At 68.2% G+C, this 24,594-nt stretch carries 24 protein-coding genes and 4 tRNA genes; 23 read left to right on the forward strand and 5 right to left on the reverse strand.

The window, feature by feature from the left end:
- Positions 1–46: 46 nt before the first annotated feature.
- The 3 genes from ACG10_RS07280 to ACG10_RS07290 form a co-directional block, all read right to left on the reverse strand.
- Entirely contained in the window at positions 47–442 is a 396-nt protein-coding gene (locus tag ACG10_RS07280; RefSeq protein WP_089167710.1) for a group II truncated hemoglobin, read from the reverse strand.
- A gap of 83 nt (positions 443–525) precedes the next feature.
- Positions 526–2,229 carry an AAA family ATPase gene (locus ACG10_RS07285; RefSeq protein WP_232487201.1) on the reverse strand — a complete coding sequence of 568 codons (1,704 nt, stop codon included), beginning with the start codon at positions 2,227–2,229 and terminating at the stop codon, positions 526–528.
- A 256-nt stretch (positions 2,230–2,485) separates the two neighbouring features.
- Entirely contained in the window at positions 2,486–3,484 is a 999-nt protein-coding gene (locus ACG10_RS07290) for a sulfate ABC transporter substrate-binding protein (protein ID WP_089167712.1), read from the reverse strand.
- Between the two features lie 215 nt (positions 3,485–3,699).
- On the opposite strand from ACG10_RS07290, the gene ACG10_RS07295 reads away from it, so the two are divergent.
- The 10 genes from ACG10_RS07295 (at position 3,700) to ACG10_RS07340 (ending at position 9,511) form a co-directional block, all read left to right on the forward strand.
- On the forward strand, positions 3,700–4,338 hold the full coding sequence (locus ACG10_RS07295; protein ID WP_089167713.1) for a peroxiredoxin: 639 nt from the start codon (positions 3,700–3,702) through the stop codon (positions 4,336–4,338).
- Between the two features lie 10 nt (positions 4,339–4,348).
- Positions 4,349–4,942 carry an NADPH-dependent FMN reductase gene (gene ssuE / locus ACG10_RS07300; protein WP_089167714.1) on the forward strand — a complete coding sequence of 198 codons (594 nt, stop codon included), beginning with the start codon at positions 4,349–4,351 and terminating at the stop codon, positions 4,940–4,942.
- A 97-nt stretch (positions 4,943–5,039) separates the two neighbouring features.
- Positions 5,040–6,002, forward strand: a complete 963-nt coding sequence (locus tag ACG10_RS07305; protein ID WP_089167715.1) for a sulfonate ABC transporter substrate-binding protein — start codon at positions 5,040–5,042, stop codon at positions 6,000–6,002.
- Between the two features lie 52 nt (positions 6,003–6,054).
- Entirely contained in the window at positions 6,055–7,200 is a 1,146-nt protein-coding gene (ssuD, locus tag ACG10_RS07310) for an FMNH2-dependent alkanesulfonate monooxygenase (protein WP_089167716.1), read from the forward strand.
- 158 nt (positions 7,201–7,358) lie between these two features.
- Complete coding sequence (gene ssuC / locus ACG10_RS07315; protein WP_089167717.1) at positions 7,359–8,153, forward strand: aliphatic sulfonate ABC transporter permease SsuC; 795 nt, start codon at positions 7,359–7,361, stop codon at positions 8,151–8,153.
- Complete coding sequence (gene ssuB, locus ACG10_RS07320; protein WP_089167718.1) at positions 8,150–8,950, forward strand: aliphatic sulfonates ABC transporter ATP-binding protein; 801 nt, start codon at positions 8,150–8,152, stop codon at positions 8,948–8,950. Before ssuC ends, ssuB begins: the two co-directional genes overlap by 4 nt.
- A 101-nt stretch (positions 8,951–9,051) precedes the next feature.
- Positions 9,052–9,127 (forward strand) — tRNA-Ala (locus ACG10_RS07325).
- A gap of 57 nt (positions 9,128–9,184) precedes the next feature.
- Positions 9,185–9,260, forward strand: a tRNA-Glu gene (locus ACG10_RS07330).
- 50 nt (positions 9,261–9,310) lie between these two features.
- A tRNA-Ala gene (locus ACG10_RS07335) sits at positions 9,311–9,386 on the forward strand.
- A gap of 49 nt (positions 9,387–9,435) precedes the next feature.
- A tRNA-Glu gene (locus ACG10_RS07340) sits at positions 9,436–9,511 on the forward strand.
- A gap of 161 nt (positions 9,512–9,672) precedes the next feature.
- On the opposite strand, the gene sodC is transcribed toward ACG10_RS07340, so the two are convergent.
- Complete coding sequence (sodC, locus tag ACG10_RS07345) at positions 9,673–10,194, reverse strand: superoxide dismutase family protein (RefSeq protein ID WP_198319029.1); 522 nt, start codon at positions 10,192–10,194, stop codon at positions 9,673–9,675.
- Positions 10,195–10,338: 144 nt separating this feature from the next.
- Here sodC and ACG10_RS07350 point away from each other — a divergent pair, with 144 nt between their 5' ends.
- The 11 genes from ACG10_RS07350 to ACG10_RS07400 all read left to right on the forward strand — a co-directional run bounded on the left by ACG10_RS07350 (position 10,339) and on the right by ACG10_RS07400 (position 18,787).
- Positions 10,339–11,169, forward strand: coding sequence for a MinD/ParA family protein (locus tag ACG10_RS07350; protein ID WP_089167720.1), 831 nt, complete (start codon positions 10,339–10,341; stop codon positions 11,167–11,169).
- Between the two features lie 117 nt (positions 11,170–11,286).
- A complete protein-coding gene (gene ccmA, locus ACG10_RS07355; protein WP_089167721.1) occupies positions 11,287–11,973 on the forward strand; it encodes a cytochrome c biogenesis heme-transporting ATPase CcmA in 687 nt (228 codons plus the stop codon).
- The gene (gene ccmB, locus ACG10_RS07360; RefSeq protein WP_089167722.1) at positions 11,970–12,641 is read left to right on the forward strand and encodes a heme exporter protein CcmB; all 672 of its coding nucleotides are present in this window, start codon (positions 11,970–11,972) and stop codon (positions 12,639–12,641) included. The genes ccmA and ccmB overlap by 4 nt, the downstream gene beginning before the upstream one ends.
- A gap of 90 nt (positions 12,642–12,731) precedes the next feature.
- Positions 12,732–13,484 (forward strand): heme ABC transporter permease, encoded by a 753-nt coding sequence (locus tag ACG10_RS07365; protein WP_039804901.1) that lies wholly within the window; start codon positions 12,732–12,734, stop codon positions 13,482–13,484.
- Positions 13,481–13,657: a heme exporter protein CcmD gene (gene ccmD, locus ACG10_RS07370; RefSeq protein WP_039804899.1), complete on the forward strand. Its 177-nt coding sequence runs from the start codon at positions 13,481–13,483 to the stop codon at positions 13,655–13,657. The genes ACG10_RS07365 and ccmD overlap by 4 nt, the downstream gene beginning before the upstream one ends.
- Positions 13,654–14,121, forward strand: a complete 468-nt coding sequence (gene ccmE / locus ACG10_RS07375; RefSeq protein ID WP_089167723.1) for a cytochrome c maturation protein CcmE — start codon at positions 13,654–13,656, stop codon at positions 14,119–14,121. The genes ccmD and ccmE overlap by 4 nt, the downstream gene beginning before the upstream one ends.
- Positions 14,118–16,091: a heme lyase CcmF/NrfE family subunit gene (locus ACG10_RS07380; RefSeq protein ID WP_039804895.1), complete on the forward strand. Its 1,974-nt coding sequence runs from the start codon at positions 14,118–14,120 to the stop codon at positions 16,089–16,091. Before ccmE ends, ACG10_RS07380 begins: the two co-directional genes overlap by 4 nt.
- 2 nt (positions 16,092–16,093) lie before the next feature.
- Entirely contained in the window at positions 16,094–16,624 is a 531-nt protein-coding gene (locus ACG10_RS07385) for a DsbE family thiol:disulfide interchange protein (RefSeq protein WP_089167724.1), read from the forward strand.
- Entirely contained in the window at positions 16,621–17,094 is a 474-nt protein-coding gene (locus ACG10_RS07390; protein ID WP_089167725.1) for a cytochrome c-type biogenesis protein, read from the forward strand. Before ACG10_RS07385 ends, ACG10_RS07390 begins: the two co-directional genes overlap by 4 nt.
- A complete protein-coding gene (gene ccmI, locus ACG10_RS07395) occupies positions 17,091–18,308 on the forward strand; it encodes a c-type cytochrome biogenesis protein CcmI (protein WP_089167726.1) in 1,218 nt (405 codons plus the stop codon). The genes ACG10_RS07390 and ccmI overlap by 4 nt, the downstream gene beginning before the upstream one ends.
- A complete protein-coding gene (locus tag ACG10_RS07400; protein WP_089167727.1) occupies positions 18,308–18,787 on the forward strand; it encodes a hypothetical protein in 480 nt (159 codons plus the stop codon). Before ccmI ends, ACG10_RS07400 begins: the two co-directional genes overlap by 1 nt.
- An 11-nt stretch (positions 18,788–18,798) precedes the next feature.
- On the opposite strand, the gene ACG10_RS07405 is transcribed toward ACG10_RS07400, so the two are convergent.
- Positions 18,799–19,656 carry an ion transporter gene (locus tag ACG10_RS07405; RefSeq protein ID WP_089167728.1) on the reverse strand — a complete coding sequence of 286 codons (858 nt, stop codon included), beginning with the start codon at positions 19,654–19,656 and terminating at the stop codon, positions 18,799–18,801.
- Between the two features lie 184 nt (positions 19,657–19,840).
- Between ACG10_RS07405 and moaA the strand changes: the two genes are divergently transcribed.
- Both moaA and smc read left to right on the forward strand, forming a co-directional pair.
- On the forward strand, positions 19,841–20,836 hold the full coding sequence (gene moaA, locus ACG10_RS07410) for a GTP 3',8-cyclase MoaA (protein WP_089167729.1): 996 nt from the start codon (positions 19,841–19,843) through the stop codon (positions 20,834–20,836).
- A 211-nt stretch (positions 20,837–21,047) separates the two neighbouring features.
- The gene (smc, locus tag ACG10_RS07415) at positions 21,048–24,536 is read left to right on the forward strand and encodes a chromosome segregation protein SMC (RefSeq protein WP_089167730.1); all 3,489 of its coding nucleotides are present in this window, start codon (positions 21,048–21,050) and stop codon (positions 24,534–24,536) included.
- The last annotated feature ends 58 nt before the right edge of the window (positions 24,537–24,594 follow it).

Below are 24,594 nucleotides of genomic sequence, written 5' to 3' on the forward strand. Positions count from 1 at the left end.
AATGGCGCAGCCTTACCCACCGATGGAGACTGTGAAGGTTTCGCCCTCAATCCGAGGTTGCGCGGTTGCGCAGGTGATCGGCGAAGGCGTAGATCGGCGCCTTGATCAGCCCCTTGGCCGTCTCGCTGGCGCCGATGTCGTCCAGTGCCTTGTTCAGGCAGAGCATCCACTGGTCGCGCTCCTTCGGGCCGATGGCGAAGGGCTGGTGCGCCGGGCCCATGGCCACGGTGCCGTATTTCTCCAAGTACAGCTTCGGACCGCCGAGCCAGCCGGAGAGGTACTCGAAGAGCTTCTCGCGCACCGGACCGGTGTCCGCGCCGTGCATGCGGCGGATGGTCTTCGCCTCGGGCAGGCGCTCCATGTTGTCGTAGAAGGCGTTGCACAGCCGGCGCACACCTTCCGCGCCGCCGAGCAGTTGATAGGGGGTGAGGACGTTGATCATGCAGAACGCTCCGTGGATTTTCCGATTGCCGCCCTGCTGCTGGCCGGCAGCAGGGTGGCCTTGACCTGAATTACGGACGCCGTTCAGGCGTGCCCGCCCATGTCCATGCCGCGGAAGATGCTGCAGCGCTCGAACACCGCGAGGGTCGGCGCCACCGACTTGTGGTGGCAGTACTTGGCCACCAGCTTGGCCAGGCCCTTGATGTCGCGGCCGCTGGCGTCGGGGAAGAGGGCGGCCAAGCGCTCGCAGAGTTCCGGGGCGACGCTCAGGCCGAACTGCTCGGTCATCACCTGCCAGATCCGCCGGCGATCCTCCAGGCCGGGCGGGTGGTATTTGATCAGCGCGATGCAGCGCGACACCACCGCCTCGTCGATGTCGTCGACCCGGTTGGTGGTGAGGAACAGCAGCCCGTTGAAGTACTCCAGCACGCGCAGGAACACGCCGACCACCGCGTTGGCGGTGATGTTGTCGTCGCGCCGCTTGATGTATACGTCGGCCTCGTCGATCAGCATCACCGCGCCCCAGCGCTGGGCGCGGGTCAGGGTGGCCTTGAGGGTCTTCTCCATCTCCGCGACGTTCAGGCCGAGCTGGCCGGAGTGCACGCGGTACAGCGGGCGCTTGATGATCTCCGAGTAGACCTCGGCGGTGAGCGTCTTGCCCACCCCGGGCGGGCCGGCGCAGAGCACCGTGGTGCCGCCGGACTTGCCCTCGACGATGTCGTCCATCAGCACGTCCATCTCGGCGGTGAGGATGTCGATCAGGTCGGTCTGCTCCGGCGGCAGGATCAGCTTGTCCTTGAGTTCCGGCTGGTAGACGTAGGGCTGCATGTCGTCGACGTGCACCCACAGGTGGTGGTGCAGGTCGAGGTGGAACATCAGGATGTAGCCGTGCACCGGCAGCTCGGCGAACACCCCCTTGGGGATGTCGCTGCGCACCGCTTCGGTGGCCTTTTCCACGCGCTCGTCGTACTTCACGCTGCGCCCGGCCTTGCGCAGGTACTTGCCGAGCACGTCGCCGCTGGCGTCGAGCACCAGGGCGCGGTCCTTGAGGATCTCCTCGTCGTTGACCAGCCGCGCGCTGCCGCCGCTGGAGGAGAGCACCACCCGCTCCTTGCGGGTCCAGTCGGTGTTGCGGTGGGTGGCGGTCGGGTCCTCGGCGAAGATCCCGGTGCCGCTCGCCGCGAACTGCCGGCCGTAGTCGGCGCGGTGCTCGAAGAAGCGCGCCGTGGAGTGGTCGTAGGCGGCGATCAGCTCCGGGGTTTCGCGGAGGAAGCCCTTGGCGATGAGGATTTCCGCGATGGTCCGGCCGACGATGTCGCGCTCGAGGATAGTCAGGGTCTGCGAGGTGACCCGCGCCATGGAGTTGGCCTTCAGCTCGATCAGGATGCGCCCGCTTTCCTCCTCGCCCGGCGGGGTGAAGTCGATGCGCGACACCAGGTAGGCGAGCGGCTTGCCGGCCATGTTGATCTTGAACAGCCAGCCGCGGAGCGCGCCGCGGATCAGGAACTCGGCGACCGCCGGGACCATCCGCTCCAGGTCGCGCTCGCCGTAGCGCTCGCCGCCGTCGCTGACCGCCCGGCGCAGGGTGGCGATCTGCGCCGCGCGCAGCTCCATGCCCGGCCCGGCGGCGAGGTACAGCCGGTGCAGGTGGTCGAGCTGCGCCAGCGTCAGCTGCTCGAAGACCACCTCGGCCCGATTGCCGAATTTCAGTTGATGGGTCAGCGCCGACAGCTCGGGGAATGCGCTGACCAACGCCTCGACGTAGGGTCGATCGATGAGAAGTTTCATGCCGGACCAGCCTTGGTAACCACGGAACAAGCCTTCCAGCAAGCTCCATGCCACTAGCTAAGTCTTTGATTCTACAGGGACGTTTCCGGTTTTCTGTACGCTTCTCTACATAGCGAGAGGCGTCTGTTGTGGGGGAGGGGACAACGCGTCGGGACGGAATTTCGCTCCTCCGGCCGGGGAGCGCGTCTGCGCGGAGAGGGACGGGTGGAAAACGCCGAACGGTTTTCCACCCGGGGGACGGCGAGGGCGTCGGGGCTCAGCGGCCGCCGTAGACCTGGTCGAACACGCCGCCGTCGTTGAAATGGGTCTTCTGGATGGCCGGCCAGTCGCCGAAGGTCTTCACCACGTTGAGCAGCTCGACCCTGGGGAAGCGGTCGGCGAATTCGGCGAGGATCTTCGGGTTGCGCGGGCGCAGATAGTTGTTGGCGGCGATGCGCTGGGCCTCGTCGGACCACAGGTATTTCAGGTAGGCCTCGGCCTCCTTGCGGGTGCCCTTCCTGTCGACCACCTTGTCGACCACCGTCACCGGCGGCTCGGCTTCGGCGGAAACGCTGGGATAGACCACCTCGAAGCCGCCGCGGCCGAATTCGCGGGCGATCATTTCCGCCTCGTTCTCGAAGGTCACCAGCACGTCGCCGATCTGGTTCTGCATGAAGGTGGTGGTGGCGGCGCGGCCGCCGGTATCGAGCACCGGCGCCTGGCGGAACAGCTTGCCGACGAAGTCGCGGGCGGCCTGTTCGTCGCCGCCGTTCTTCAGCACGTAGCTCCAGGCCGAGAGGTAGGTGTAGCGGCCGTTGCCCGAGGTCTTGGGATTGGGCACCACCACCTGCACGCCGTCCTTGAGCAGGTCGGGCCAGTCCTTGAGCTGCTTCGGGTTGCCCTTGCGGACGATGAACACGGTCGCCGAGGTGAAGGGCGCGCTGTTGTCCGGCAGGCGTTCGGCCCAGTTCTCCGGAATCAGCTTGCCGTGTTCGTGCAGGGCGTTGATGTCGGTGGCCATGTTCATGGTGATGACGTCGGCCGGCAGGCCGTCGATCACCGCGCGGGCCTGCTTGCTGGAGCCGCCGTGGGACATCTGGATCTGCAGCGGCGGGTTGCCTTCGGCCTGCCAGTGCTTCTGGAAGGCCGGGTTGTATTCCTTGTAGAAGTCGCGCATCACGTCGTAGGAGACGTTGAGCAGGGGGGCCGCCTGGCTGGCGACGGAGGCCAGGGCCACGCCGGCCGCCAGCAGGGAAGAGGTCAGCAGTCGCTTCATGGAGACGATCCAAGGTTGTCGGACGTAAAGAGTGCAGAACTATAGAAGAATCTTTCTTATTCCATAAAAGAATATTTAGTTACTTGGATATTCTGCAACAGGAACTTTCTTCTTATTTTTTTTAGTTATTAATAAATCAATATTTATTCTTTTTGTTTTATTTTCGTCCTGCTCATAGTGGCCTCCTGTTCAGGACCACACTGCAGGAGCAGACCATGAGCATCCGTCTCGGCGACATCGCCCCCGACTTCGAACAGGATTCCAGCACCGGCCGCATTCGTTTCCATGAGTGGCTGGGCGACAGCTGGGGAATCCTGTTTTCCCACCCGGCCGACTTCACCCCGGTGTGCACCACCGAACTGGGCTTCACCGCCAAGCTCAAGGACGAGTTCGCCAGGCGCAACGTCAAGGCCATCGCCCTGTCGGTGGACCCGGTGGACTCCCACCTGAAGTGGATCGGCGACATCGAGGAAACCCAGGACGCCCAGGTCAACTTCCCGATCCTCGCCGATGCCGATCGCAAGGTCTCCGGGCTCTACGACCTGATCCATCCGAACGCCAGCGACACCCTGACCGTGCGTTCGCTGTTCATCATCGACCCGAACAGGAAGGTGCGGCTGATCATCACCTATCCGGCGAGCACCGGGCGCAACTTCCACGAGATCCTGCGGGTGATCGACTCGCTGCAGCTGACCGACCACTACAAGGTCGCCACCCCGGCCAACTGGCAGGACGGCGAGGAAGTGGTGATCGTGCCTTCGCTGCAGGACCCTGACGAGCTCAAGCAGCGCTTCCCGAAAGGTTTCCGTGCGGTGAAGCCCTATCTGCGCCTGACCCCGCAACCGAACCGCTAAGGAGACGAGCATGCACGTTGTCCTGTTGTCCGGCAGTCCCTCGCAACGCTCGCGTGGCGAGCTGCTGTTGGACTACGCCCGCGACTACCTGGAGCGCCGGGGGATCGCGGTATCGCTGATCCGGGTGCGCGACTTCGCCGCCGAGGAACTGCTCCACGCCCGCTTCGACAGCGCCGCGGTGCGCGACCTGCAGGCCGCGGTCGGCCTGGCCGACGGCCTGATCGTCGCGACCCCGGTGTACAAGGCATCCTTCTCCGGCGCGCTGAAGGTGCTGCTCGATCTGCTGCCCGAACGGGTGCTGAGCGACAAGGTGGTGCTGCCGGTGGTCAGCGGCGGCAGCCCGGCCCATCTGCTGGCGGTGGATTACGCCCTCAAGCCGGTGCTCTCGGCGCTCAAGGCCCAGGAGGTGCTGACCGGGGTGTTCGCCGTGGATGCGCAGATCGCCTATCCCGAGGGCGAGCAGCCGGCGCGCTTCGCCGACGAGCTGGTCGAGCGGCTCGACGAGTCCCTCGACGATCTGCTCGCCGCGCTGATCCGCCGCAGCGGGTCCCTGGAAGTTCGCCTGCCCCACGACCGGCCGGAACAAGTCCGCCGGAGTCTCTGATTTCCTCAGCCGCTGTCAGCAGCGGAAACCCCGCCTTACTGGCCCGTCAACGGGCGAGCAGGTCGCACACCCAGTCAATGCGAAGGAGCGGTCGCCCATGCGCGCCATCACTTTGCGTCGAAGTCTGGCTGCCCTGTTCGCGGCAGCCGTTTCCTTCGGCGCCATCACCCAGGCACAGGCCGAGACCCTGCGGATCGGTTATCAGAAATACGGCACCCTGGTGCTGCTCAAGGCCAAGGGCACGCTCGAGAAGCGCCTGGCGGCCCAGGGCATCGAGGTGCAGTGGACCGAGTTTCCCGGCGGCCCGCAGCTGCTGGAGGGCCTGAACGTCGGCTCCGTCGATTTCGGCGTGACCGGCGAAACCCCGCCGGTGTTCGCCCAGGCCGCCGGCGCCGACCTGCGCTATGTCGCCTTCGAGCCTCCGGCTCCGCTGGGCGAGGCGATCCTGGTGCCCCAGGATTCGCCGATCAGGAGCGTCGCCGAACTCAAGGGCAGGAAGGTCGCCCTGAACAAGGGCTCCAACGTCCACTACCTGCTGGTCCGCGCCCTGGAGGAGGCGGGCCTGGGCATCCGGGACATCACCCCGGTGTACCTGCCGCCGGCCGACGGCCGCGCCGCCTTCGAGAGCGGCCGGGTGGACGCCTGGGTGATCTGGGACCCCTTCCAGTCCGCCGCCGAGAAGCAGCTGGCGGCGCGCACCCTGCGCAACGGCGAGGGGATCGTCGACAACCACCAGTTCTATCTGGCCAGCGCCGCCTACGTCGGCAAGCACCCGCAGGTGATCGAGGCGCTGATCGAGGAAGTGCGCGGCGTCGGCGAGGACTCCAGGGCCGATCCGCAGAAGGTCACCGCGCAGGTCGCGCCGCTGATCGGCCTGTCCCCGGAAATCACCCACCAGGCGGTGGTGCGCCAGGGCTACGGCGCGCAGCCGCTCACTCCGGCGGTGGTCGCGGCGCAGCAGAAGATCGCCGACACCTTCGCCGAGCTGAAGTTGATTCCCAGGCGCCTGAGCATCAAGGACGTGGTGTGGACGCCGCCGGCCAAGGTGGCCCGGCAGTAATTCACCGGCGTTCGCCCACAGTCCCAAGCCCCCATCGAAAGGAGACCACTCCATGAGTTTGAATGTTTTCTGGTTCCTGCCCACCCACGGCGACGGCCACTACCTGGGCACCGCCGAGGGCGCCCGCGCCGTCGACCACGCCTACCTGCAGCAGATCGCCCAGGCCGCCGACCGCCTCGGCTTCGGCGGCGTGCTGATTCCCACCGGGCGTTCCTGCGAGGACTCCTGGCTGGTCGCCGCCTCGCTGATCCCGGTCACCCAGCGCCTGAAGTTTCTCGTCGCCCTGCGCCCGGGGATCATCTCGCCGACCGTGGCGGCACGCCAGGCGGCGACCCTCGACCGGCTGTCCGGTGGCCGCGCGCTGTTCAACCTGGTGACCGGCGGCGACCCGGAGGAATTGGCCGGCGAGGGCCTGCACCTGTCCCACGCCGAACGCTACGAGGCGGCCGCCGAATTCACCCGCATCTGGCGCGGCGTGCTGTCCGGCGAGACCGTCGACCTCGACGGCAAGCACCTCAAGGTGCAGGGCGCCAGGCTGCTCTTTCCGCCGCTCCAGCAACCCCATCCGCCGCTGTACTTCGGCGGCTCCTCGGCAGCCGCCCACGAGCTGGCCGCCGAGCAGGTCGACCTTTATCTGACCTGGGGCGAGCCGCCGGCCGCGGTGGCCGAGAAGATCGCCGACGTGCGCGCCCGCGCCGCCCGCCACGGGCGCACGGTGCGCTTCGGCATCCGCCTGCACGTGATCGTCCGCGAAACCGGCGAGGAGGCCTGGGCGGCCGCCGACCGCCTGATCAGTCACCTGGACGACGAGACCATCGCCAAGGCCCAGGCCTCGCTGGCGCGCTTCGACTCGGTCGGCCAGCAGCGCATGGCTGCCCTGCATGGCGGCAGCAAGGACCATCTGGAGGTGTCGCCGAACCTCTGGGCCGGCGTCGGCCTGGTGCGTGGCGGGGCCGGCACCGCGCTGGTCGGCGACGGCCCGACCGTGGCAGCGCGGATCAAGGAATACGCCGACCTCGGCATCGACACCTTCGTGCTCTCCGGCTACCCGCACCTGGAGGAGTCCTACCGGGTCGCCGAGCTGCTCTTCCCGCATCTGGAGCTGGCCCGGCCGGCCAGGCCGGAAGGGCGCAGCTACGTCAGCCCGTTCGGCGAGGTGGTGGCCAACGACATCCTGCCCAAGGCGGCTGCCAGCTGAGAAGCTGATCGTGCCCACGCTCCTGCGTGGGCACGCTGCCCCGACCACTGGACGCCGAGCGTCCACGTCGCGGGTTCCCACGCAGGAGCGTGGGAACCATCGTGAAAGCGCTGCGTGCACTTTCCAGCCTACAGACCGCAAGACTCAAGAGGTCGAAAATGACTACAACCCCTATCAACCGGCTGGCCGAACGCCTGTCGCCCTGGGCGCTGCCGCTGGCGCTGCTCGGGCTCTGGCAGGGTGCAGTGGCCAGCGGGCTGCTCTCCACCCGCATCCTGCCGGCACCGAGTGCGGTGCTGGAGGCCGGCTGGAACCTGCTCGCCAGCGGCGATCTCTGGCAACACCTGGCGATCAGCGGCTGGCGGGCGAGCATCGGCTTCGCCATCGGCGGCGGCCTCGGCCTGCTGCTCGGCTTCGTCACCGGCCTGTCGAAGTGGGGCGAGCGCCTGCTCGACAGCTCGGTGCAGATGGTGCGCAACGTACCGCACCTGGCGCTGATCCCGCTGGTGATCCTCTGGTTCGGCATCGACGAGGCGGCGAAGATCTTCCTGGTCGCCCTCGGCACCCTGTTTCCCATCTATCTGAATACCTACCACGGCATCCGCAACGTCGACGCCGGCCTGGTGGAGATGGCGCGCAGCTACGGCCTGTCCGGGTTCGCCCTGTTCCGCCAGGTGATCCTGCCCGGCGCGCTGCCGTCGATCCTGGTCGGCGTGCGCTTCGCCCTCGGCTTCATGTGGCTGACGCTGATCGTCGCGGAAACCATTTCCGCCAGCTCCGGCATCGGCTATCTGGCGATGAACGCCCGCGAATTCCTGCAGACCGACGTGGTGGTGCTGGCGATCCTGCTCTATGCCGTGCTCGGCAAGCTGGCCGACGTGGCGGCGCGCACCCTGGAGCGCCTGTGGCTGCGCTGGCATCCGGCCTATCAGGCCAAGGCAGGTGCCCGATGAGCGCCCTGCACACGCTGAAGAACGGTATTCCGCTGGCGCTCGAAGGCCTCCACAAGGCGTTCGGCGAGCGCCAGGTGCTGCAGGCGATCGACCTGCACATCCCGGCCGGGCAGTTCGTCGCGGTGGTTGGCCGCAGCGGTTGCGGCAAGAGCACCCTGCTGCGCCTGCTGGCCGGGCTGGATGCGCCCACTGGCGGCGCGCTGCTGGCCGGCCAGGTGCCGCTGGCACAGGTGCGCGAGGACACCCGGCTGATGTTCCAGGACGCGCGCCTGCTGCCCTGGAAACGGGTGATCGACAACGTCGGTCTCGGCCTGTCCGGCGACTGGCGTCCCCGCGCCGAGGAGGCTCTGGCTGCGGTGGGGCTGGCCGAGCGCGCCGGGGAGTGGCCGGCGGCGCTGTCCGGCGGGCAGAAGCAGCGCGTGGCCCTGGCGCGGGCGCTGATCCACCGCCCGCGCCTGCTGCTGCTCGATGAGCCGCTGGGCGCGCTGGACGCGCTGACCCGCATCGAGATGCAGCAGCTGATCGAGCGGCTCTGGCAGCAGCATGGCTTCACCGTGCTGCTGGTCACCCACGATGTCAGCGAAGCGGTCGCCGTCGCCGACCGGGTGATCCTGATCGAGGAGGGGCGCATCGGCCTGGATCTGCCGGTCGACTTGCCGCGCCCGCGCAACCGCGGTTCGGCACGTCTCGCCGCGCTGGAGGCGGAGGTTCTCGAGCGGGTGCTCGCACCGGCCGGGTCCCTGGCCGCTCGCGAGCCTCCGGCGGCCCGCGCCAGCCGGCAGGGTAGCGCGTCCTGAACCGCCGCGTCCGGTAAGTAGTTGTTCTACTGGCAAAAAAAATCGAAAAATCTGTTGACAGGGGTTTGGAGCGGTCCTAATATGCGCCCCGTCCTCGAGACGGGGCTATAGCTCAGCTGGGAGAGCGCTTGCATGGCATGCAAGAGGTCGACGGTTCGATCCCGTCTAGCTCCACCACTCTCGAGTCGAGAGTGGCCACGTCAGTCAGCTTGACTGATCGGTTTTGAAGGTTTCGTCCCCTTCGTCTAGTGGCCTAGGACACCGCCCTTTCACGGCGGTAACAGGGGTTCGAGTCCCCTAGGGGACGCCATTTCCAGCGGCAGCGCCTTGGTGCTGTCTACGTCGGGAGACGCTAAATCCGGGGCTATAGCTCAGCTGGGAGAGCGCTTGCATGGCATGCAAGAGGTCGACGGTTCGATCCCGTCTAGCTCCACCAATTCCACGCGAGGTCGGCGCGTATCGCCGGCTTTGTCATCGAAGGTTTCGTCCCCTTCGTCTAGTGGCCTAGGACACCGCCCTTTCACGGCGGTAACAGGGGTTCGAGTCCCCTAGGGGACGCCAGTTCTACCCTCCATTGGGTTCAAAGGGTCGCCTGTATAGGTGACCCTTTTTGTTTATCACGTTCTCCAACTCCGTTTCCGACCGGATCCCCTGCTGCTTGAATCGAGCCTGGCGGCAGGGGAGGGTTGCTTGGCGTCCGTGCGGATGCGCGATTCAGGCGATCACTTGATGACGCCGCAGGCCACCCGAGCTCCGCCACCGCCCAGCGGCGCGGGGCTGTCGGCATGGTTGTCGCCACCGGCATGCACCATCAGGGCGTGGCCCTTGAGTGCCGCCAGGTCCTTCAGGCGCGGTGCCAGCACCGGTTGCGTGGCCTTGCCGTCGGCGCCCACGTAGAGGGCCGGCAGGTCGCCCAGGTGGCCGTCTCCCCAGGGCTGGCCATGCTTTGCGGTATTCTGCGGATCCCAGTGGCCGCCGGCGGCGCCGGCAGCGATCTTCTGGCCGTCCTTTTCCGCGACGGCGCAGCTGCCCGAGGCGTGGACGTGGAAGCCATGAATGCCGGGTTGCAGTCCCTCGAGGTTGGGGGTGAAGACCAGGCCGTGTTCGTTCTGCTCGATGCTGACGGTGCCGAGCGCTGCGCCGATGCCGTCGCTGCTCACCGCGTCGAGCGTGACGCTGAGCGGCGCGGCCTGCAGGGGCAGTGCGCAGCTGGCGGCCAGTGCTGCAATCAGCCATTTCTTCATGGGTTTCTCCTTGTTGTGCATGCAAAAGGGCGTTCGTGCCCTGGATGCGGCCAGCCTGGCGTAGGCTTGCTGGCGGTGGTTATGCTGGACCCTGGTGGGTCGGGCGGTCAATGATGTGGGCGGGCGAGGCAGGCAGTGAGCGACATGGCAAGCATGGGTCCGGTGCAGGTCATTGCGGTGACCAGTGGCAAGGGCGGGGTGGGCAAGAGTGTGGCGGCGGTGAATCTGGCGCTGGCGCTGGCCGGGCTCGGGCGGCGGGTGATGCTGCTCGATGGCGATCTGGCGATGGGGAATGTCGACGTGCTGCTCGGTCTTGGCGCCGAGCGCACCCTGGCCGACGTCCTCGCTGGAGAGTGTGGGCTGGAGGATATAGTGCTGGCGGGGCCGGGCGGTATCCGTGTGGTGCCTGCGGCCTCCGGCATGCGCAGCATGGTGCGTCTCTCCGCCCGGCAGCAGGCCGGGCTGATCCATGACTTCGGGCGGCTCGCCGACCAGCTCGACGTGCTGGTGGTGGACACCGCTTCCGGCATCGACGATTCGACGGTCGGCTTCGTGCGGGCGGCGCGGGAAGTGTTCGTGGTGCTCTGCGACGAGCCGGCGTCGATCGCCGATGCCTACGCGTTGATCGGGCTGCTCAATCGCGACTGCGGGGTGGCTCGCTTCCGGATCCTCGCCAACATGGTGGCGGGACCGCGCGAGGGGCGCGAGTTGTTCGCCAAGCTGCTCCGCCTGACCGAACAGTTCCTCGCCGCAACCCTGCAGTACGTCGGTGCCGTGCCCTGGGACGACAGCCTGCGCCGGGCGGTGCAGCGGCAGGCGGCGGTCTGCGAGGCGTTTCCCCGCTCGAAGAGCGCGCTGGCCTTCCGGGCGATCGCCGAGAAGGTCGATGGCTGGCCGTTGCCGGCCAACCCGCGGGGGCATGTGGAGTTCTTCGTCGAGCATCTGATTCGCACGGCGCAGGCGAAGTCGGCGTAGGGCGCCTCCGGCGGGCGGCTTTCCCTGATGCTCCCGGCCGAGGCGCCGGCGCGGCGAAAATAGCCCCTTCGGCCAGTGGGTTCGGCATGTATAATGCGGGCCCGCCCGGATTGACGCATGCCGCGCTCAGACCGGTATTGCCGTGTTGAGGTCGATGGTAAGCCTATTGTGACCAGCCCCTTTCTCGAAGCCTTGGCGCTCGCCTGCGAGCGGGACTGGCGCATGCTGTTCGAGCGGCTCGACCTGGCGCTGGTTCCCGGCGACATGCTGCAGGTGGTCGGGCCCAACGGCAGCGGCAAGACCAGCCTGCTGCGCCTGCTGGCCGGCCTGATGCAACCCACGGCCGGAGAGGTGCGCCTGCAGGGGCGCAGTCTGCGCGGTCAGCGTGCCGAGCTGGCGCGCAACCTGCTCTGGATCGGCCATGCCGCTGGCATCAAGGGTCTGCTGACCGCCGAGGAGAACCTCGCCTGGCTCTGCGCCCTGCATCGTCCTGCCGGACGCGAGGCGATCTGGCAGGCGCTGGCGGAGGTCGGCCTGCACGGCTTCGAGGATGTGCCCTGCCATACCCTGTCGGCCGGCCAGCAGCGCCGCGTGGCGCTCGCCCGCCTGCATCTGGAGGCGGCGCCGCTGTGGATCCTCGACGAGCCCTTCACCGCCCTCGACCGCCAGGGCGTGGCCCAGCTGGAGCGGCATCTGCAGGAGCACTGCGAGCGTGGCGGGATGGTCGTGCTGACCACCCATCACCGCCTGGAGATCAGGCCGGCGACTTTCCGCGAGCTGGATCTGGAGCGGCACGCCGCATGAGCAGTGTGTTCGCCCTCCTGCTGGCCCGCGAGTCGCGGTTGCTGTTCCGCCGGCCGGCCGAACTGGTCAATCCGCTGGTGTTCTTCTCCATCGTCATCGCCCTGTTCCCGCTTGCCGTGGGGCCCGAGTCGCAGCTCTTGCAGACGCTCTCGCCCGGGCTGATCTGGGTGGCGGCGCTGCTCGCCGTGCTGCTCTCGCTCGATGGGCTGTTCCGCAGCGACTTCGAGGACGGCTCCCTGGAGCAATGGGTGGTGGCGCCGCAGCCGCTGCCGCTGCTGGTGCTCGCCAAGGTGCTGGCGCACTGGTTGTTTTCCGGGCTGGCGCTGGTCCTGCTGGCGCCGCTGCTGGCCCTGATGCTGGGGTTGCCGGCCCGCTGCCTGCCGGTGCTGCTGCTCTCGCTGCTGCTCGGCACCCCGATTCTGAGCCTGCTCGGAGCCGTCGGCGCGGCGCTGATCGTGGGCCTCAAGCGTGGCGGCCTGCTGCTGCCGCTGTTGATCCTGCCGCTGTACATCCCCGTGCTGATTCTCGGCAGCGGGGCGTTGCAGGCGGCACTGCAGGGACTGCCGGCGACCGGCCACCTGCTGTGGCTGGCCAGCCTGGCCATGCTGGCCGTGACCCTGCTGCCCTTTGCGATCGCCGCCGCTCTGAGCATCAGCGTCGGCGAGTGAGTGATCCGCCCGAAAGGCCGGATCGAGCGGTTACGGAACGACCGAAGCGGGCCGGGCGTATCCGGTCCCCTGAGAATGTGAGTGGTCTCGATGAATTGGACGTGGTTTCACAAGCTGGGTTCGCCCAAGTGGTTCTATGAAATCAGCGGCCGCTGGCTGCCCTGGTTCGCCGTGGCCGCCGCGCTGCTGCTCGGCGTCGGCCTGGTCTGGGGACTGGCCTTCGCGCCGCCGGACTACCAGCAGGGCAACAGCTTCCGCATCATCTACATCCATGTGCCGGTGGCCTTCCTCGCCCAGTCCTGCTATGTGCTGCTGGCGGTGGCCGGGCTGGTCGGGCTGGTCTGGCGCATGAAGCTGGCCGACATCGCCCTGCAGTGCGCGGCACCCATCGGCGCCTGGATGACCTTCATTGCCCTGGTCACCGGCGCCATCTGGGGCAAGCCGACCTGGGGCACCTGGTGGGTCTGGGATGCCCGGCTGACCTCGATGCTGATCCTGCTGTTCCTCTATTTCGGCATCATCGCCCTCGGCCAGGCGATCGCCAACCGCGACAGCGCCGCCAAGGCCTGCGCCGTGCTGGCGATCGTCGGGGTGGTCAACATCCCGATCATCAAGTACTCGGTCGAATGGTGGAACTCGCTGCACCAGCCGGCCACCTTCACCCTGACCGAGAAGCCGGCGATGCCCATGGAGATGTGGCTGCCGATGCTGGTCATGGTGCTTGGCATCTACTGCTTCTTCGCCGCCGTGCTGCTGCTGCGCATGCGCCTCGAGGTGCTCAGGCGCGAGGCGCGCAGCAGCTGGGCCAAATCCGAGATCAAGGCTCTCGTGGGGGCAGCATGAGTTTTTCCTCGTTCGCCGAGTTCGTCGCCATGGGCAACCATGGCCTCTATGTGTGGTCGGCCTATGGCATCAGCCTGGCGGTGCTGGTCATCAATGTCGCCGGGCCGCTGCTGGCACGCCGGCGCTATCTGCAAGAAGAGGCGCGTCGCCTGCGCCGGGAGGAGTCGAAGTGAACCCTGTGCGCAAGAAACGGCTGTTCATCATGCTGGCGATCCTCGCCGGCGTGGGCATCGCCGTGGCGCTGGCCCTATCCGCCCTGCAGCAGAACATCAACCTGTTCTACACCCCCAGCCAGATCGCCGCGGGCGAGGCGCCGCAGGGCGCGCGGATCCGTGCCGGCGGCCTGGTGGAGCAGGGCTCGGTGCAGCGCGATGCGGGCTCGCTGGCGGTGTCCTTCCGGGTCACCGACGGCGCCGAGACGGTGACCGTCCGCTACCAGGGCATCCTGCCGGACCTGTTCCGCGAGGGGCAGGGCATCGTTGCGCTGGGGCGGGTCGATGGCGACGGCGCGCTGCAGGCCGACGAGGTGCTGGCCAAGCACGACGAGAACTACATGCCGCCGGAAGTCAGCCAGGCGCTGGAGAAGAGCGGCATGCTCAAGCACTACGAGGGCGGCAAGCCGGGGGGCGCGCAATGATTCCCGAACTCGGCCACCTGGGGATGATCCTCGCCCTGTGCCTGGCGCTGGTGCAGGGCACTCTGCCGTTGATCGGCGCCTGGCGCGGCGACCGTCTGTGGATGAACCTGGCCGTGCCGGCCGCCTGGGGCCAGTTCGCCTTCCTGCTGTTCGCCTTCCTCTGCCTGACCCAGGCCTTCCTGGTCGACGACTTCTCGGTCGCCTACGTGGCGGGCAACTCCAACAGCGCCTTGCCCTGGTATTACAAGTTCAGCGCCGTGTGGGGCGCCCACGAGGGCTCGCTGCTGCTCTGGGCGCTGATCCTGTCTGCCTGGACCTTCGCCGTGTCGATCTTCTCCCGGCAGCTGCCGGAGGAGATGCTGGCCCGCGTGCTGGGCGTGATGGGGCTGATCAGCGTCGGCTTCCTGCTGTTCCTGATCGTCACCTCCAACCCCTTCGCGCGCCTCTTGCCGCAGTCGCCGGCGAATGGCCGCGATCTCAACCCGCTGCTCCAGGACTTCGGTCTGATCGTCCATCCGCCGATGCTCTACATGGGCTATGTCGGCTTCTCGGTGGCCTTCGCCTTCGCCATCGCCGCGCTGCTCGGCGGCCGCCTGGACGCCGCCTGGGCGCGCTGGTCGCGGCCCTGGACGCTGGTTGCCTGGGCCTTCCTCGGCATCGGCATCGTGCTCGGCTCCTGGTGGGCCTACTATGAGCTGGGCTGGGGCGGCTGGTGGTTCTGGGACCCGGTGGAGAACGCCTCCTTCATGCCCTGGCTGGTCGGCACCGCGCTGCTGCACTCGCTGGCGGTGACGGAGAAGCGCGGGGTGTTCAAGAGCTGGACGGTGCTGCTGGCCATCGCCGCCTTCTCGCTGAGCCTGCTCGGCACCTTCCTGGTGCGCTCCGGCGTGCTGACCTCGGTGCATGCCTTCGCCAACGACCCGGAGCGCGGGGTGTTCATCCTCGGCTTCCTGCTGCTGGTGGTTGGCAGCTCGCTGACCCTGTTCGCCCTCCGTGCGCCGGTGGTCAAGAGCCAGATCGGCTTTGCCCTCTGGTCGCGGGAGACCCTGTTCTTGGTGAACAACCTGCTGCTGGTGGTGGCGACCTCGACCATCCTCCTCGGCACCCTCTATCCGCTGCTGCTGGATGCGCTGTCCGGCGCCAAGCTGTCGGTCGGCCCGCCGTACTTCAACGCGCTGTTCCTGCCGCTGATGGGCCTCCTGATGCTGAGCCTCGCGGTGGGCGTGCTGGCGCGCTGGAAGGACACGCCGCTGAAATGGCTGGCCGGCATGCTCGCGCCGGTGCTGCTGGCCAGCGTGGCGCTGGCCCTGCTGGCCGCCTTCGCCCTCGGCGATTTCGCCTGGGCGGTGCTGGCGACTGCTTTCCTGGCCGCCTGGGTGGTCCTCGCCGGGGCGCGCGACCTGTTCGACAAGACCCGCCACAAGGGCCTGCTCAAGGGCCTGCGCAGCCTCTCGCCGAGCTACTGGGGCATGCAGCTGTCCCACGTGGGGATCGCCGTCTGCGCCCTGGGCATCGTCCTGAGCAGCCAGGAAAGCGCCGAGCGCGATCTGCGCATGGCGCCGGGCGATGCGGTGGAGCTGGGCGGCTACCGCTTCGTCTTCGAGGGCACCCGGCATCACGAGGGTCCCAACTTCGTCGCCGACCGGGCCAGCGTCCGCGTCTTCGACGGCGATGACGAGGTGGCCGTGCTGCACCCGGAGAAGCGTCTCTACACCGTGCAGCGGATGCCGATGACCGAGGCCGGCATCGACGCCGGCTTCACCCGCGATCTCTACGTCGCCCTCGGCGAGCCGCTGGAAAACGGCGCCTGGGCGGTCCGCCTGCATATCAAGCCGTTCGTCCGCTGGATCTGGCTGGGGGGGCTGATGATGGCCTTCGGCGCAGCGCTGGCGGCCTGCGACCGGCGTTATCGGGTCAAGGTCAAGACCCGTGTGCGCGAGGCCCTGGGCCTGGCCGGACAAGGAGCCTGAAGGTGAAACGAGCGATATTCCTGTTGCCGCTGGTGCTCTTCCTGGGCATCGCGGCCTTCCTCTACCGCGGCCTGTTCCTCGATCCCGCCGAGCTGCCCTCGGCGCTGATCGGCAAGCCGTTCCCGGCGTTCTCCCTGCCGGCCGTGGAAGAGCCGGGGCGCAAGCTCACGGTCGAAGACCTCAAGGGCAAGCCGTCGCTGGTCAACGTCTGGGCGACCTGGTGCGTGTCGTGCAAGGTCGAGCATCCGGTGCTCAACGAACTGGCCCGGCGCGGCGTGAACATCGTCGGCGTCAACTACAAGGACGACAACGCCAGCGCGCTGAAATGGCTGAAGGAGTTCCACAACCCCTACCAGCTGAACATCCGCGACGAGCAGGGTAGCCTCGGCCTGGACCTTGGCGTCTACGGCGCGCCGGAAACCTTCCTCATCGACAGGCACGGCATCATCCGCCACAAGTTCGTCGGGGTGATCGACGAGCGGGTCTGGCGCGAGCAGCTGGCCGCGCGCTACCAGGAGCTGCTGGACGAATGAGAGCCTTGATCCGCGCCGCACTGCTCGGCCTGGCGCTGAGCGCGACGGCCCATGCCGCCATCGACACCTACGAATTCAGGAGCGACGCCGAGCGCGAGCGCTACCGCGGCCTGATCGAGGAGCTGCGCTGTCCGAAGTGCCAGAACCAGAACATCGCCGACTCCGATGCGCCCATCGCCATGGATCTGCGCCGGGAGATCTACCGGATGCTCGGCGAAGGGCAGAGCGACGCGCAGATCGTCGACTATCTGGTGGCCCGCTACGGCGACTTCGTCCGCTACAAGCCGCCGCTCGACGCCCGGACGATGCTGCTCTGGTACGGCCCGGCGGGCCTCCTGGTCGTCGGTTTCGGCGTGCTCGCCCTGATTCTCGTCCGGCGCCGGCGCAGTGTCGCCACTTCCGCGTCGAACACCCTTTCCCCGGCCGAGCGCGAGCGCCTTGCCACCCTGCTGGACAAAAAAGACCCATGATCGACTTCTGGATCGCCGCCGGCCTGCTGCTGCTGCTGGCCCTGGCCTTTCTGCTGCTTCCCGTGGTGCGCGACCGCCGCGTCCAGGCCGAGGAGGACCGCACCGCGCTCAACGTGGCGCTCTATGAGGAGCGTCTGGCCGAGCTGGAGGCGCAGCGCGCGGCCGGCACCCTGGATGCCGGGCAACTGGAGGCCGGCCGCGCCGAGGCGGCCCGCGAGCTGCTGGCCGATACGGCGGACGGCGAGGGACAGCGTCGCGTCTCGCTGGGAAAGACCGTGCCGATGGTGGTGGCGCTGCTGGTGCCGCTGCTCGGCTATGGCCTGTACCTGCACTGGGGCGCCAGCGACAAGCTCGAGCTGGCCCGCCAGTTCGACGAACAGCCGAAGACCCTCGAGGAGATGACTGCCCGTCTGGAAGAGGCAGTCAAGGTCCAGCCGGATTCCGCCGAGGGCTGGTATTTCCTCGGTCGCACCTACATGGCCCAGGAGCGTCCGGTCGATGCCGTGCGGGCTTTCGAGCAGGCCGCCCGGCTGGCCCAGCGGCCGCCGGAGATCCTCGGTCAGTGGGCCCAGGCGCTGTATTTCGCCGAAGGCAAGCGCTGGAATCCGCAGATGCAGGCATTGACCGATGAGGCGCTGGCCGCTGACCCGGCCGAAGTCACCAGCCTCGGCCTGCTGGGCATCGCCGCCTTCGAGGAGCGCCGCTTCGCCGATGCCGCCGGCTACTGGGAGCGCCTGGTGGCGATCCTGCCCGAGGGCGATCCGTCGCGGGCGGCCATCGTCGGCGGCATCGCCCGGGCCCGCGAGCAGGCCGGCATGCCGGAAAGCGCGCCAGCGACGGCCAGTCAGGTCGAGCTGAAGGTCAGCGTCGCCCTGGCGCCGGAGCTGGCCGGCAAGGTGCAGCCGGACGACAGCGTATTCGTCTTCGCCCGTGCCGTTTCCGGTCCGCCGATGCCGCTGGCGGTCGAGCGCCTGCGTGTGGCCGACCTGCCGGCGCAGGTCGCCCTGAGCGACGCCGATGCGATGATGCCGCAGCTCAGGTTGTCGAACTTCGCCGAGGTGCAGCTGGTCGCCCGGGTCTCGCGGGCCGGCAATCCCACCGCGGGCGACTGGGTCGGCCAGCTCGATGCGGTGAGCGCCAAGGCATCGGGCGAATACGCCCTGACCATCGATCGAGCCGACGCGCCCTCAGGGCGCGCCCCCGGAGAGGACTGATGAAGATCCGTTCCCCGTTCCCGGCCAAGTCCGCCGGGCTGCCGCGCCGCCTGCGTCCGTTCGGCGTGCTCGGCCTGACCCTGCTGCTGGCTGCCTGCGCCCATCAGGATTACGAACATCCGCCCGAGCCGCGTCCGGCGCCGACCCAGCGTCCTCCCGTGCAGCGGCCGCCGGCGCAGGTTCCGAGGCAGCCGAGCCAGACGATCAAGGCCCTGCCTTCCTCCCCCAAGGCTGCCAGTCCGCAGCAGAGCCGGGGCGGCAACCATCCGCGCTACGCGCCGCCGCCGGATGTCGACGCCTACTGGGACAACAGCCTGGGGGTCTATGTGGTGAAGGGCCGGCCGCTGTACTACCGGGAGCGCCTGTACTACCGCTGGAACGACGGCTGGTACAGCTCCGGGCGGCCGAACGGACCCTGGGAGACGGTCGAGGGGCCGAGCGTGCCGCCGGGGCTGCGCAGCCGCCATCCGGCACGCTGAGCGGCCGGGCGTCAGCCGTGCAGCTCCTCCTCGCTGGCCTCCGGTACGGATTCCGGACGGTGGGGAAACAAGGCATTGCCACAACGGCTGCAATAGGCGGCATCGGACTCGTGGACGCCCTTCTCGCAGGTCGGGCAAGTCTGGTGCAGCCGCTCCGGCTGCATCGCGCTGGCCAGTTCGGCGGTGAAGATCCCGGTGGGCACGGCGATCACCGAGTAGCCGGTGATCATCACCAGGGTGGCCATGGCCTGGCCCAGCGGGGTCTTCGGCGTAATGTCGCCGTAGCCGACCGTGGTCATGGTCACCACCGCCCAGTAGATGCTGGCGGGAATGCTGGTGAAGCCATGCTCCGGTCCTTCGATCACATACATCAGGGTGCCGAAGACGATCACCAGGGTGGTCACGCTGAACAGGAAGACGATGATCTTCTGCCGGCTGCCGCGCAGCGCGACGAGCAGGAAGTTCGCCTGGCTCAGATAGGGCAAGAGCTTCAGCACGCGGAACACCCGCAGCATGCGCATGACCCGGATGATCAGCAGGTACTGCGCCTCGGGAAACAGCAGGGCGAGGACGGCCGGCAGCACGGCCAGCAGGTCGACCGCGCCGTAGAAGCTGAAGATGTAGCGTGACGGCCTGGGGTGGATGGCGATGCGCAGGAGGTATTCGGCGGCGAAGAGCATCGTGAAGCTCCATTCCAGGGCGTAGAACAGTTCGCCGTAGTGGTCGTAGCTCTGCACGCTGTCGAGCATCACCACCACCAGGCTGGCGAAGATGGCCAGCAGCAGCGCGATATCGAACTGCCGGCCGGCCGGCGTGTCGCTGAAGAAGACGATGATGTAGAGGCGCTCGCGCCAGCTGTTCTTGTCCATGTGCCACCTCGTTCGCTGCGCCTGTCCGCCGGACTGGCCGGTTGGCGCACATCCTGCTTTCATTGTGCAAAGGGTCAATGAGGCTGACATCGCCGGCCCCGATCATAACCGGCTCGAGGATGCGAGCGATCCGGCCTGGTCCCGCGGAGCGGTGCAATACAGGCCGGTGAGAGTGAACTACGCCATGTCCAATGCCGAACTGGTCGATCCCTTCGGACGCCGCATCACCTACCTGCGCCTGTCGGTGACCGACCGCTGCGACTTCCGCTGCACCTACTGCATGAGCGAGAACATGGTGTTCGCCCCGCGCGAGCAGATCCTCAGCCTGGAGGAGCTCTACGACGTGGCGGACGCCTTCATCGGCCTCGGCGTCAAGCGCATCCGCATCACCGGCGGCGAGCCGCTGGTGCGCAGGGGCCTGCTCGGCCTGCTGGAACGCCTGGGCGCGCGCCCGGAGCTGGAAGACCTGGCCATGACCACCAACGGCTCGCAGCTGCCGTTCATGGCCGGCGACCTGCGCGCGGCCGGGGTCCGGCGCCTCAACATCAGCCTCGACTCGCTGCGCCCCGAGCGCTTCGCCGCCTTCACCCGCCGCGACAAGCTCGACCAGGTCCTCGCCGGCATCGAGGCGGCCCGCGCCGCGGGCTTCGCGCGGCTCAAGCTGAACAGTGTGATACAGAAGGGCCGCAACGACGACGAGGTGCTCGAGCTGGTCGAGTTCGCCGTGGCGCGCGGCCTGGACATCAGCTTCATCGAGGAGATGCCGCTCGGCGGCATCTCCAGCCACAGGCGCAGCGAGACCCTCTGCTCCAGCGACGAGGTGCGCCGGCGCATCGAGGAACGCTTCACCCTGGTGCGCAGCAGCCACGTCAGCGGCGGCCCCTCGCGCTACTGGCAGGTGGTCGGCAGCCAGACTCAGGTCGGCTTCATCTCGCCGCACAGCCACAATTTCTGTGGCGCCTGCAACCGCGTGCGGGTCACCGCCGAGGGCAAGCTGGTGCTCTGTCTCGGCCACGAGGGTGCGCTCGACCTGAAGACCCTGATGCGCACCCATCCCGGCGACTCCGAACGGCTGCGCCAGGCCCTGGTCGACGCTCTGCAGCTCAAGCCCGAGCGCCATCACTTCGAGGCCGATGCCCAGGTGCAGGTGGTGCGCTTCATGAGTATGACCGGCGGTTGAGCGAAAGGGGTGCATGCCCGCTCTGTCTGCACCAGGATGGCGCTTCCTGCGACCTTGGTCGCGCGTTGTCGGCGCTGCCCCGACAGGCCCCTGTGCTAGACTTCGCGCCCTGCACGCACCCGACGAACGCCAACTCCAGCCATGATCCCGCCGGCTCCCGACCGCTTCCTCTTCACGCTCCCTGCCGGCCACGGCCTGCCCGAGACCTGCCATGCGCCTTAAGAGCATCAAGCTGGCCGGTTTCAAGTCCTTCGTCGACCCCACCACGGCAAGCTTCCCGAGCAACATGGCGGCGGTGGTGGGTCCCAACGGCTGCGGCAAGTCCAACATCATCGATGCCGTCCGCTGGGTGATGGGCGAGAGCTCGGCGAAGAACCTTCGCGGCGAGTCGATGACCGACGTCATCTTCAACGGCTCGAACAGCCGCAAGCCGGTGACCCAGGCTTCCATCGAGCTGATCTTCGACAACAGCGACGGCAGCCTCACCGGCGAATACGCCGGCTATGCGGAAATCTCCATTCGCCGCCGGGTGACCCGCGACGGGCAGAGCGCCTACTTCCTCAATGGGGTGAAGTGCCGCCGCCGCGACATCACCGACATCTTCCTCGGCACCGGCCTGGGGCCGCGCAGCTACTCGATCATCGAGCAGGGCATGATTTCCCGGCTGATCGAGGCCCGTCCCGAGGATCTGCGCAACTTCATCGAGGAAGCCGCCGGCATCTCCAAGTACAAGGAGCGCCGTCGCGAGACCGAGAACCGCATCCGCCGCACCGAGGAGAACCTGGCGCGCCTCTCCGACCTGCGCGAGGAGCTGGAGCGCCAGCTCGAGCGCCTGCAACGCCAGGCCCAGGCCGCCGAGAAGTACCAGGAATGCAAGGCCGAGGAGCGCCGCCTCAAGGCCCAGCTCGCCGCCCTGCGCTGGCGGGCGCTGAACGAGCAGGTCGGCCAGCGCGAGCAGGTCATCGGCGACCAGGAGGTCGCCCTCGAGGCGCTGATCGCCGAGCAGCGCAATGCCGACGCCGGCATCGAGCGCCTGCGCGACGAGCACCACGGACTCGCCGAGCGCTTCCAGCAGGTGCAGGGCCGCTTCTATTCGCTGGGTGCCGACATCGGCCGGGTCGAGCAGAGCATCCAGCACGGCCAGCAGCGTCTGCGCCAGTTGCAGAACGATCTGCAGGAGGCGGAGAAGAACCGTCAGGAAACCGCCGCCCACCTCGACCAGGACCGCCGCCTGCTGGCCGAACTCGACGAGGAGCTGGCCATGCTCGAGCCCGAGCGGGAAGTCGCCGCGGCTGCTGCCGAGGAGAGTGCCGCCCGCCTGGAAGAGGCGGAGTCCTCCATGCAGGCCTGGCAGGAGCAGTGGGACGGCTTCCACCAGCACTCCTCGGAAGCGCGGCGCAGCGCCGAGGTGCAGCAGGCGCACATCCAGCAGCTGGAGCAGAGCCTCGAGCGCCTGCTGGAGCGCGAGCGCCGCCTCGGTGACGAGCGCGCCCAGCTGGCGGACGACCCGCAGGAGGCCGGCATCGCCGAGCTGGCCGAGCAGCTGGCGCTCGGCGAGCTGACCCAGGAAGAGCTGGGCGCCGCCGAGGCGGCCCTGGGCGAAACCCTCGAGCGGCTGCGCGGCGAGCTGCAGCAGGTGACCCGGGAACAGCAGCAGGTCCAGGGCGAGCTGCAGCGCCTGAACGGACGGATCGCCTCCCTGGAGGCCCTGCAGCAGGCGGCGCTGGATCCTGGCCAGGGGGTCGCCGAATGGCTGCGCGGGCAGCGCCTGGAGGATCGTCCGCGGCTGGCCGAGGGGCTGCGGGTGGCGCCCGGCTGGGAGCTGGCGGTGGAAACCGTGCTCGGCGCCGATCTGCAGGCGCCGCTCGTGGAGGACTTCGCCGGTCTTGACCTGGACGCCTTCGCCCAGGGCGAGCTGCGCCTGCTCGCCCCGGCGCCGGGCGCCACCTGTCTGGCCGGCAGCCTGCTCGACAAGGTCGAGGGCGGCGCCGACCTGGCGCCCTGGCTGGGCCGGGTGATGACGGTGGAGCACCTCGCCGAGGCCCTGCGGCGGCGGCCCTCCCTGAGCGAGGGCGAAAGTCTGATCAGCCGCGACGGCTACTGGCTCGGCTGCCACTTCCTGCGCGTGCGCCGGGCCAGCGACGCCGAATCCGGGCTGCTCGCCCGTGGCCAGGAGCTGGAGCGCCTGCAGGCCGGGCGCGACGAACTCGAGGCGCGCCTGGCCGAACTGGAGGCGCGCCTGCTCGCCATGAACGAGGCGCGCCGCCAGCAGGAGGAGAGCCGCGAGGGGCTGCGCCGGCGTCTGCAGGAGGAGGCCCGCCAGCAGGGCGAGCTGAAGGCCCGGCTGTCGGCCCTGCAGGCGCGGGCCGAACAGCTGCTGCTGCGCCGTCGTCGCTTCGACGAGGAACTCGCCGAGCTGGGCGAGCAGCGCGCCCTGGAGATCGAGCAGCTGGGCGAGTGCCGCCTGAAGCTGCAGGATGCGCTGGATGCCATGGCCGCGGACAACGAGCGCCGCGAGCAGCTGCTGGCTGGCCGCGACACCCTGCGCGAGGGCCTCGAGCGCCTGCGCCAGGAGGCCCGCTCGCACAAGGACCAGGCGCACCAGCTGGCCGTGCGGCTCGGCTCGCTGCAGGCCCGCGGCGATTCCACCCGGCAGTCCCTGGAGCGTCTCGAGCGGCAGTTCGAGCGCGCCTGGGAGCGCCGCGAGCAGCTCGGCCTGGATCTGGAGGAGGGCGCGGCGCCGCTGGAGGAGCTGCGCATGAAGCTTGAGGAGCTGCTCGAGCGCCGGCTGGCCGTCGAGGAGGAGCTGCGCCAGGCCGGCCTGGCCCTGGAGGACGCCGAGCGCGGGCTGCGCGAGGTGGAGAAGCGCCGCGGCCAGGCCGAGCAGCAGGCCCAGCTGCTGCGCGGCCAGCTGGAGCAGCAGCGCCTCGAGTGGCAGGCCCTCAGCATGCGGCGCAAGGCCCTGCAGGAGCAGTTGCAGGAGGATGGCCAAGTCCTCCACGAGCTGCTCGGCACGCTCCCCGCCGAGGCCCGCGAGGCGGACTGCGAGGCGGAGCTGGAGCGCGTCGCGGCGCGCATCCAGCGCCTCGGCGCGATCAACCTGGCGGCCATCGACGAATACCGCCAGCAGTCCGAGCGCAAGCAGTATCTGGATGCGCAGAACGCCGACCTGGTGGAAGCCCTGGAAACCCTGGAAAACGTCATCCGCAAGATCGATCGGGAAACCCGCAACCGCTTCAAGGACACCTTCGAACAGATCAATACCGGCCTGCAGGCGCTGTTCCCGAAAGTTTTCGGCGGGGGCCACGCCTATCTGGAACTTACCGGCGAGGATCTACTCGATACCGGGGTAGCCATCATGGCGCGCCCGCCGGGCAAGAAGAACAGCACCATCCATCTGCTCTCCGGCGGCGAGAAGGCGCTGACCGCGCTGGCGCTGGTGTTCGCCATCTTCCAGCTCAACCCGGCGCCGTTCTGCATGCTCGACGAGGTGGACGCGCCGCTGGACGATGCCAACGTCGGGCGCTACGCCAGGCTGGTCAAGGAAATGTCGGAAAAGGTGCAGTTCATCTATATCACCCACAACAAGATCGCCATGGAGATGGCCGACCAGTTGATGGGCGTGACCATGCACGAGCCGGGCTGTTCGCGTCTGGTGGCGGTGGACGTGGAGGAGGCAGTGGCGCTGGCGGGCCTCTGAGGCGAATGTATTGCAGGATCTTCCCTCTCACGGGAATGCGGCGGCCGGCGGTACAATC

Source organism: Azotobacter chroococcum (genome assembly GCF_002220155.1).
Classification (GTDB): Bacteria; Pseudomonadota; Gammaproteobacteria; order Pseudomonadales; family Pseudomonadaceae; genus Azotobacter; species Azotobacter chroococcum.

What these genes read in the sequence shown, in the direction of transcription:
- ACG10_RS07280 (WP_089167710.1), bottom strand. Translation starts at nt 442, where the DNA reads ATGATCAACGTCCTCACCCCCTATCAACTGCTCGGCGGCGCGGAAGGT.
- ACG10_RS07285 (WP_232487201.1), bottom strand. Translation starts at nt 2,229, where the DNA reads ATGAAACTTCTCATCGATCGACCCTACGTCGAGGCGTTGGTCAGCGCA.
- ACG10_RS07290 (WP_089167712.1), bottom strand. Translation starts at nt 3,484, where the DNA reads ATGAAGCGACTGCTGACCTCTTCCCTGCTGGCGGCCGGCGTGGCCCTG.
- ACG10_RS07295 (WP_089167713.1), top strand. Translation starts at nt 3,700, where the DNA reads ATGAGCATCCGTCTCGGCGACATCGCCCCCGACTTCGAACAGGATTCC.
- ssuE (WP_089167714.1), top strand. Translation starts at nt 4,349, where the DNA reads ATGCACGTTGTCCTGTTGTCCGGCAGTCCCTCGCAACGCTCGCGTGGC.
- ACG10_RS07305 (WP_089167715.1), top strand. Translation starts at nt 5,040, where the DNA reads ATGCGCGCCATCACTTTGCGTCGAAGTCTGGCTGCCCTGTTCGCGGCA.
- ssuD (WP_089167716.1), top strand. Translation starts at nt 6,055, where the DNA reads ATGAGTTTGAATGTTTTCTGGTTCCTGCCCACCCACGGCGACGGCCAC.
- ssuC (WP_089167717.1), top strand. Translation starts at nt 7,359, where the DNA reads ATGACTACAACCCCTATCAACCGGCTGGCCGAACGCCTGTCGCCCTGG.
- ssuB (WP_089167718.1), top strand. Translation starts at nt 8,150, where the DNA reads ATGAGCGCCCTGCACACGCTGAAGAACGGTATTCCGCTGGCGCTCGAA.
- sodC (WP_198319029.1), bottom strand. Translation starts at nt 10,194, where the DNA reads ATGAAGAAATGGCTGATTGCAGCACTGGCCGCCAGCTGCGCACTGCCC.
- ACG10_RS07350 (WP_089167720.1), top strand. Translation starts at nt 10,339, where the DNA reads ATGGCAAGCATGGGTCCGGTGCAGGTCATTGCGGTGACCAGTGGCAAG.
- ccmA (WP_089167721.1), top strand. Translation starts at nt 11,287, where the DNA reads ATGCCGCGCTCAGACCGGTATTGCCGTGTTGAGGTCGATGGTAAGCCT.
- ccmB (WP_089167722.1), top strand. Translation starts at nt 11,970, where the DNA reads ATGAGCAGTGTGTTCGCCCTCCTGCTGGCCCGCGAGTCGCGGTTGCTG.
- ACG10_RS07365 (WP_039804901.1), top strand. Translation starts at nt 12,732, where the DNA reads ATGAATTGGACGTGGTTTCACAAGCTGGGTTCGCCCAAGTGGTTCTAT.
- ccmD (WP_039804899.1), top strand. Translation starts at nt 13,481, where the DNA reads ATGAGTTTTTCCTCGTTCGCCGAGTTCGTCGCCATGGGCAACCATGGC.
- ACG10_RS07380 (WP_039804895.1), top strand. Translation starts at nt 14,118, where the DNA reads ATGATTCCCGAACTCGGCCACCTGGGGATGATCCTCGCCCTGTGCCTG.
- ACG10_RS07390 (WP_089167725.1), top strand. Translation starts at nt 16,621, where the DNA reads ATGAGAGCCTTGATCCGCGCCGCACTGCTCGGCCTGGCGCTGAGCGCG.
- ccmI (WP_089167726.1), top strand. Translation starts at nt 17,091, where the DNA reads ATGATCGACTTCTGGATCGCCGCCGGCCTGCTGCTGCTGCTGGCCCTG.
- ACG10_RS07400 (WP_089167727.1), top strand. Translation starts at nt 18,308, where the DNA reads ATGAAGATCCGTTCCCCGTTCCCGGCCAAGTCCGCCGGGCTGCCGCGC.
- ACG10_RS07405 (WP_089167728.1), bottom strand. Translation starts at nt 19,656, where the DNA reads ATGGACAAGAACAGCTGGCGCGAGCGCCTCTACATCATCGTCTTCTTC.
- moaA (WP_089167729.1), top strand. Translation starts at nt 19,841, where the DNA reads ATGTCCAATGCCGAACTGGTCGATCCCTTCGGACGCCGCATCACCTAC.
- smc (WP_089167730.1), top strand. Translation starts at nt 21,048, where the DNA reads ATGCGCCTTAAGAGCATCAAGCTGGCCGGTTTCAAGTCCTTCGTCGAC.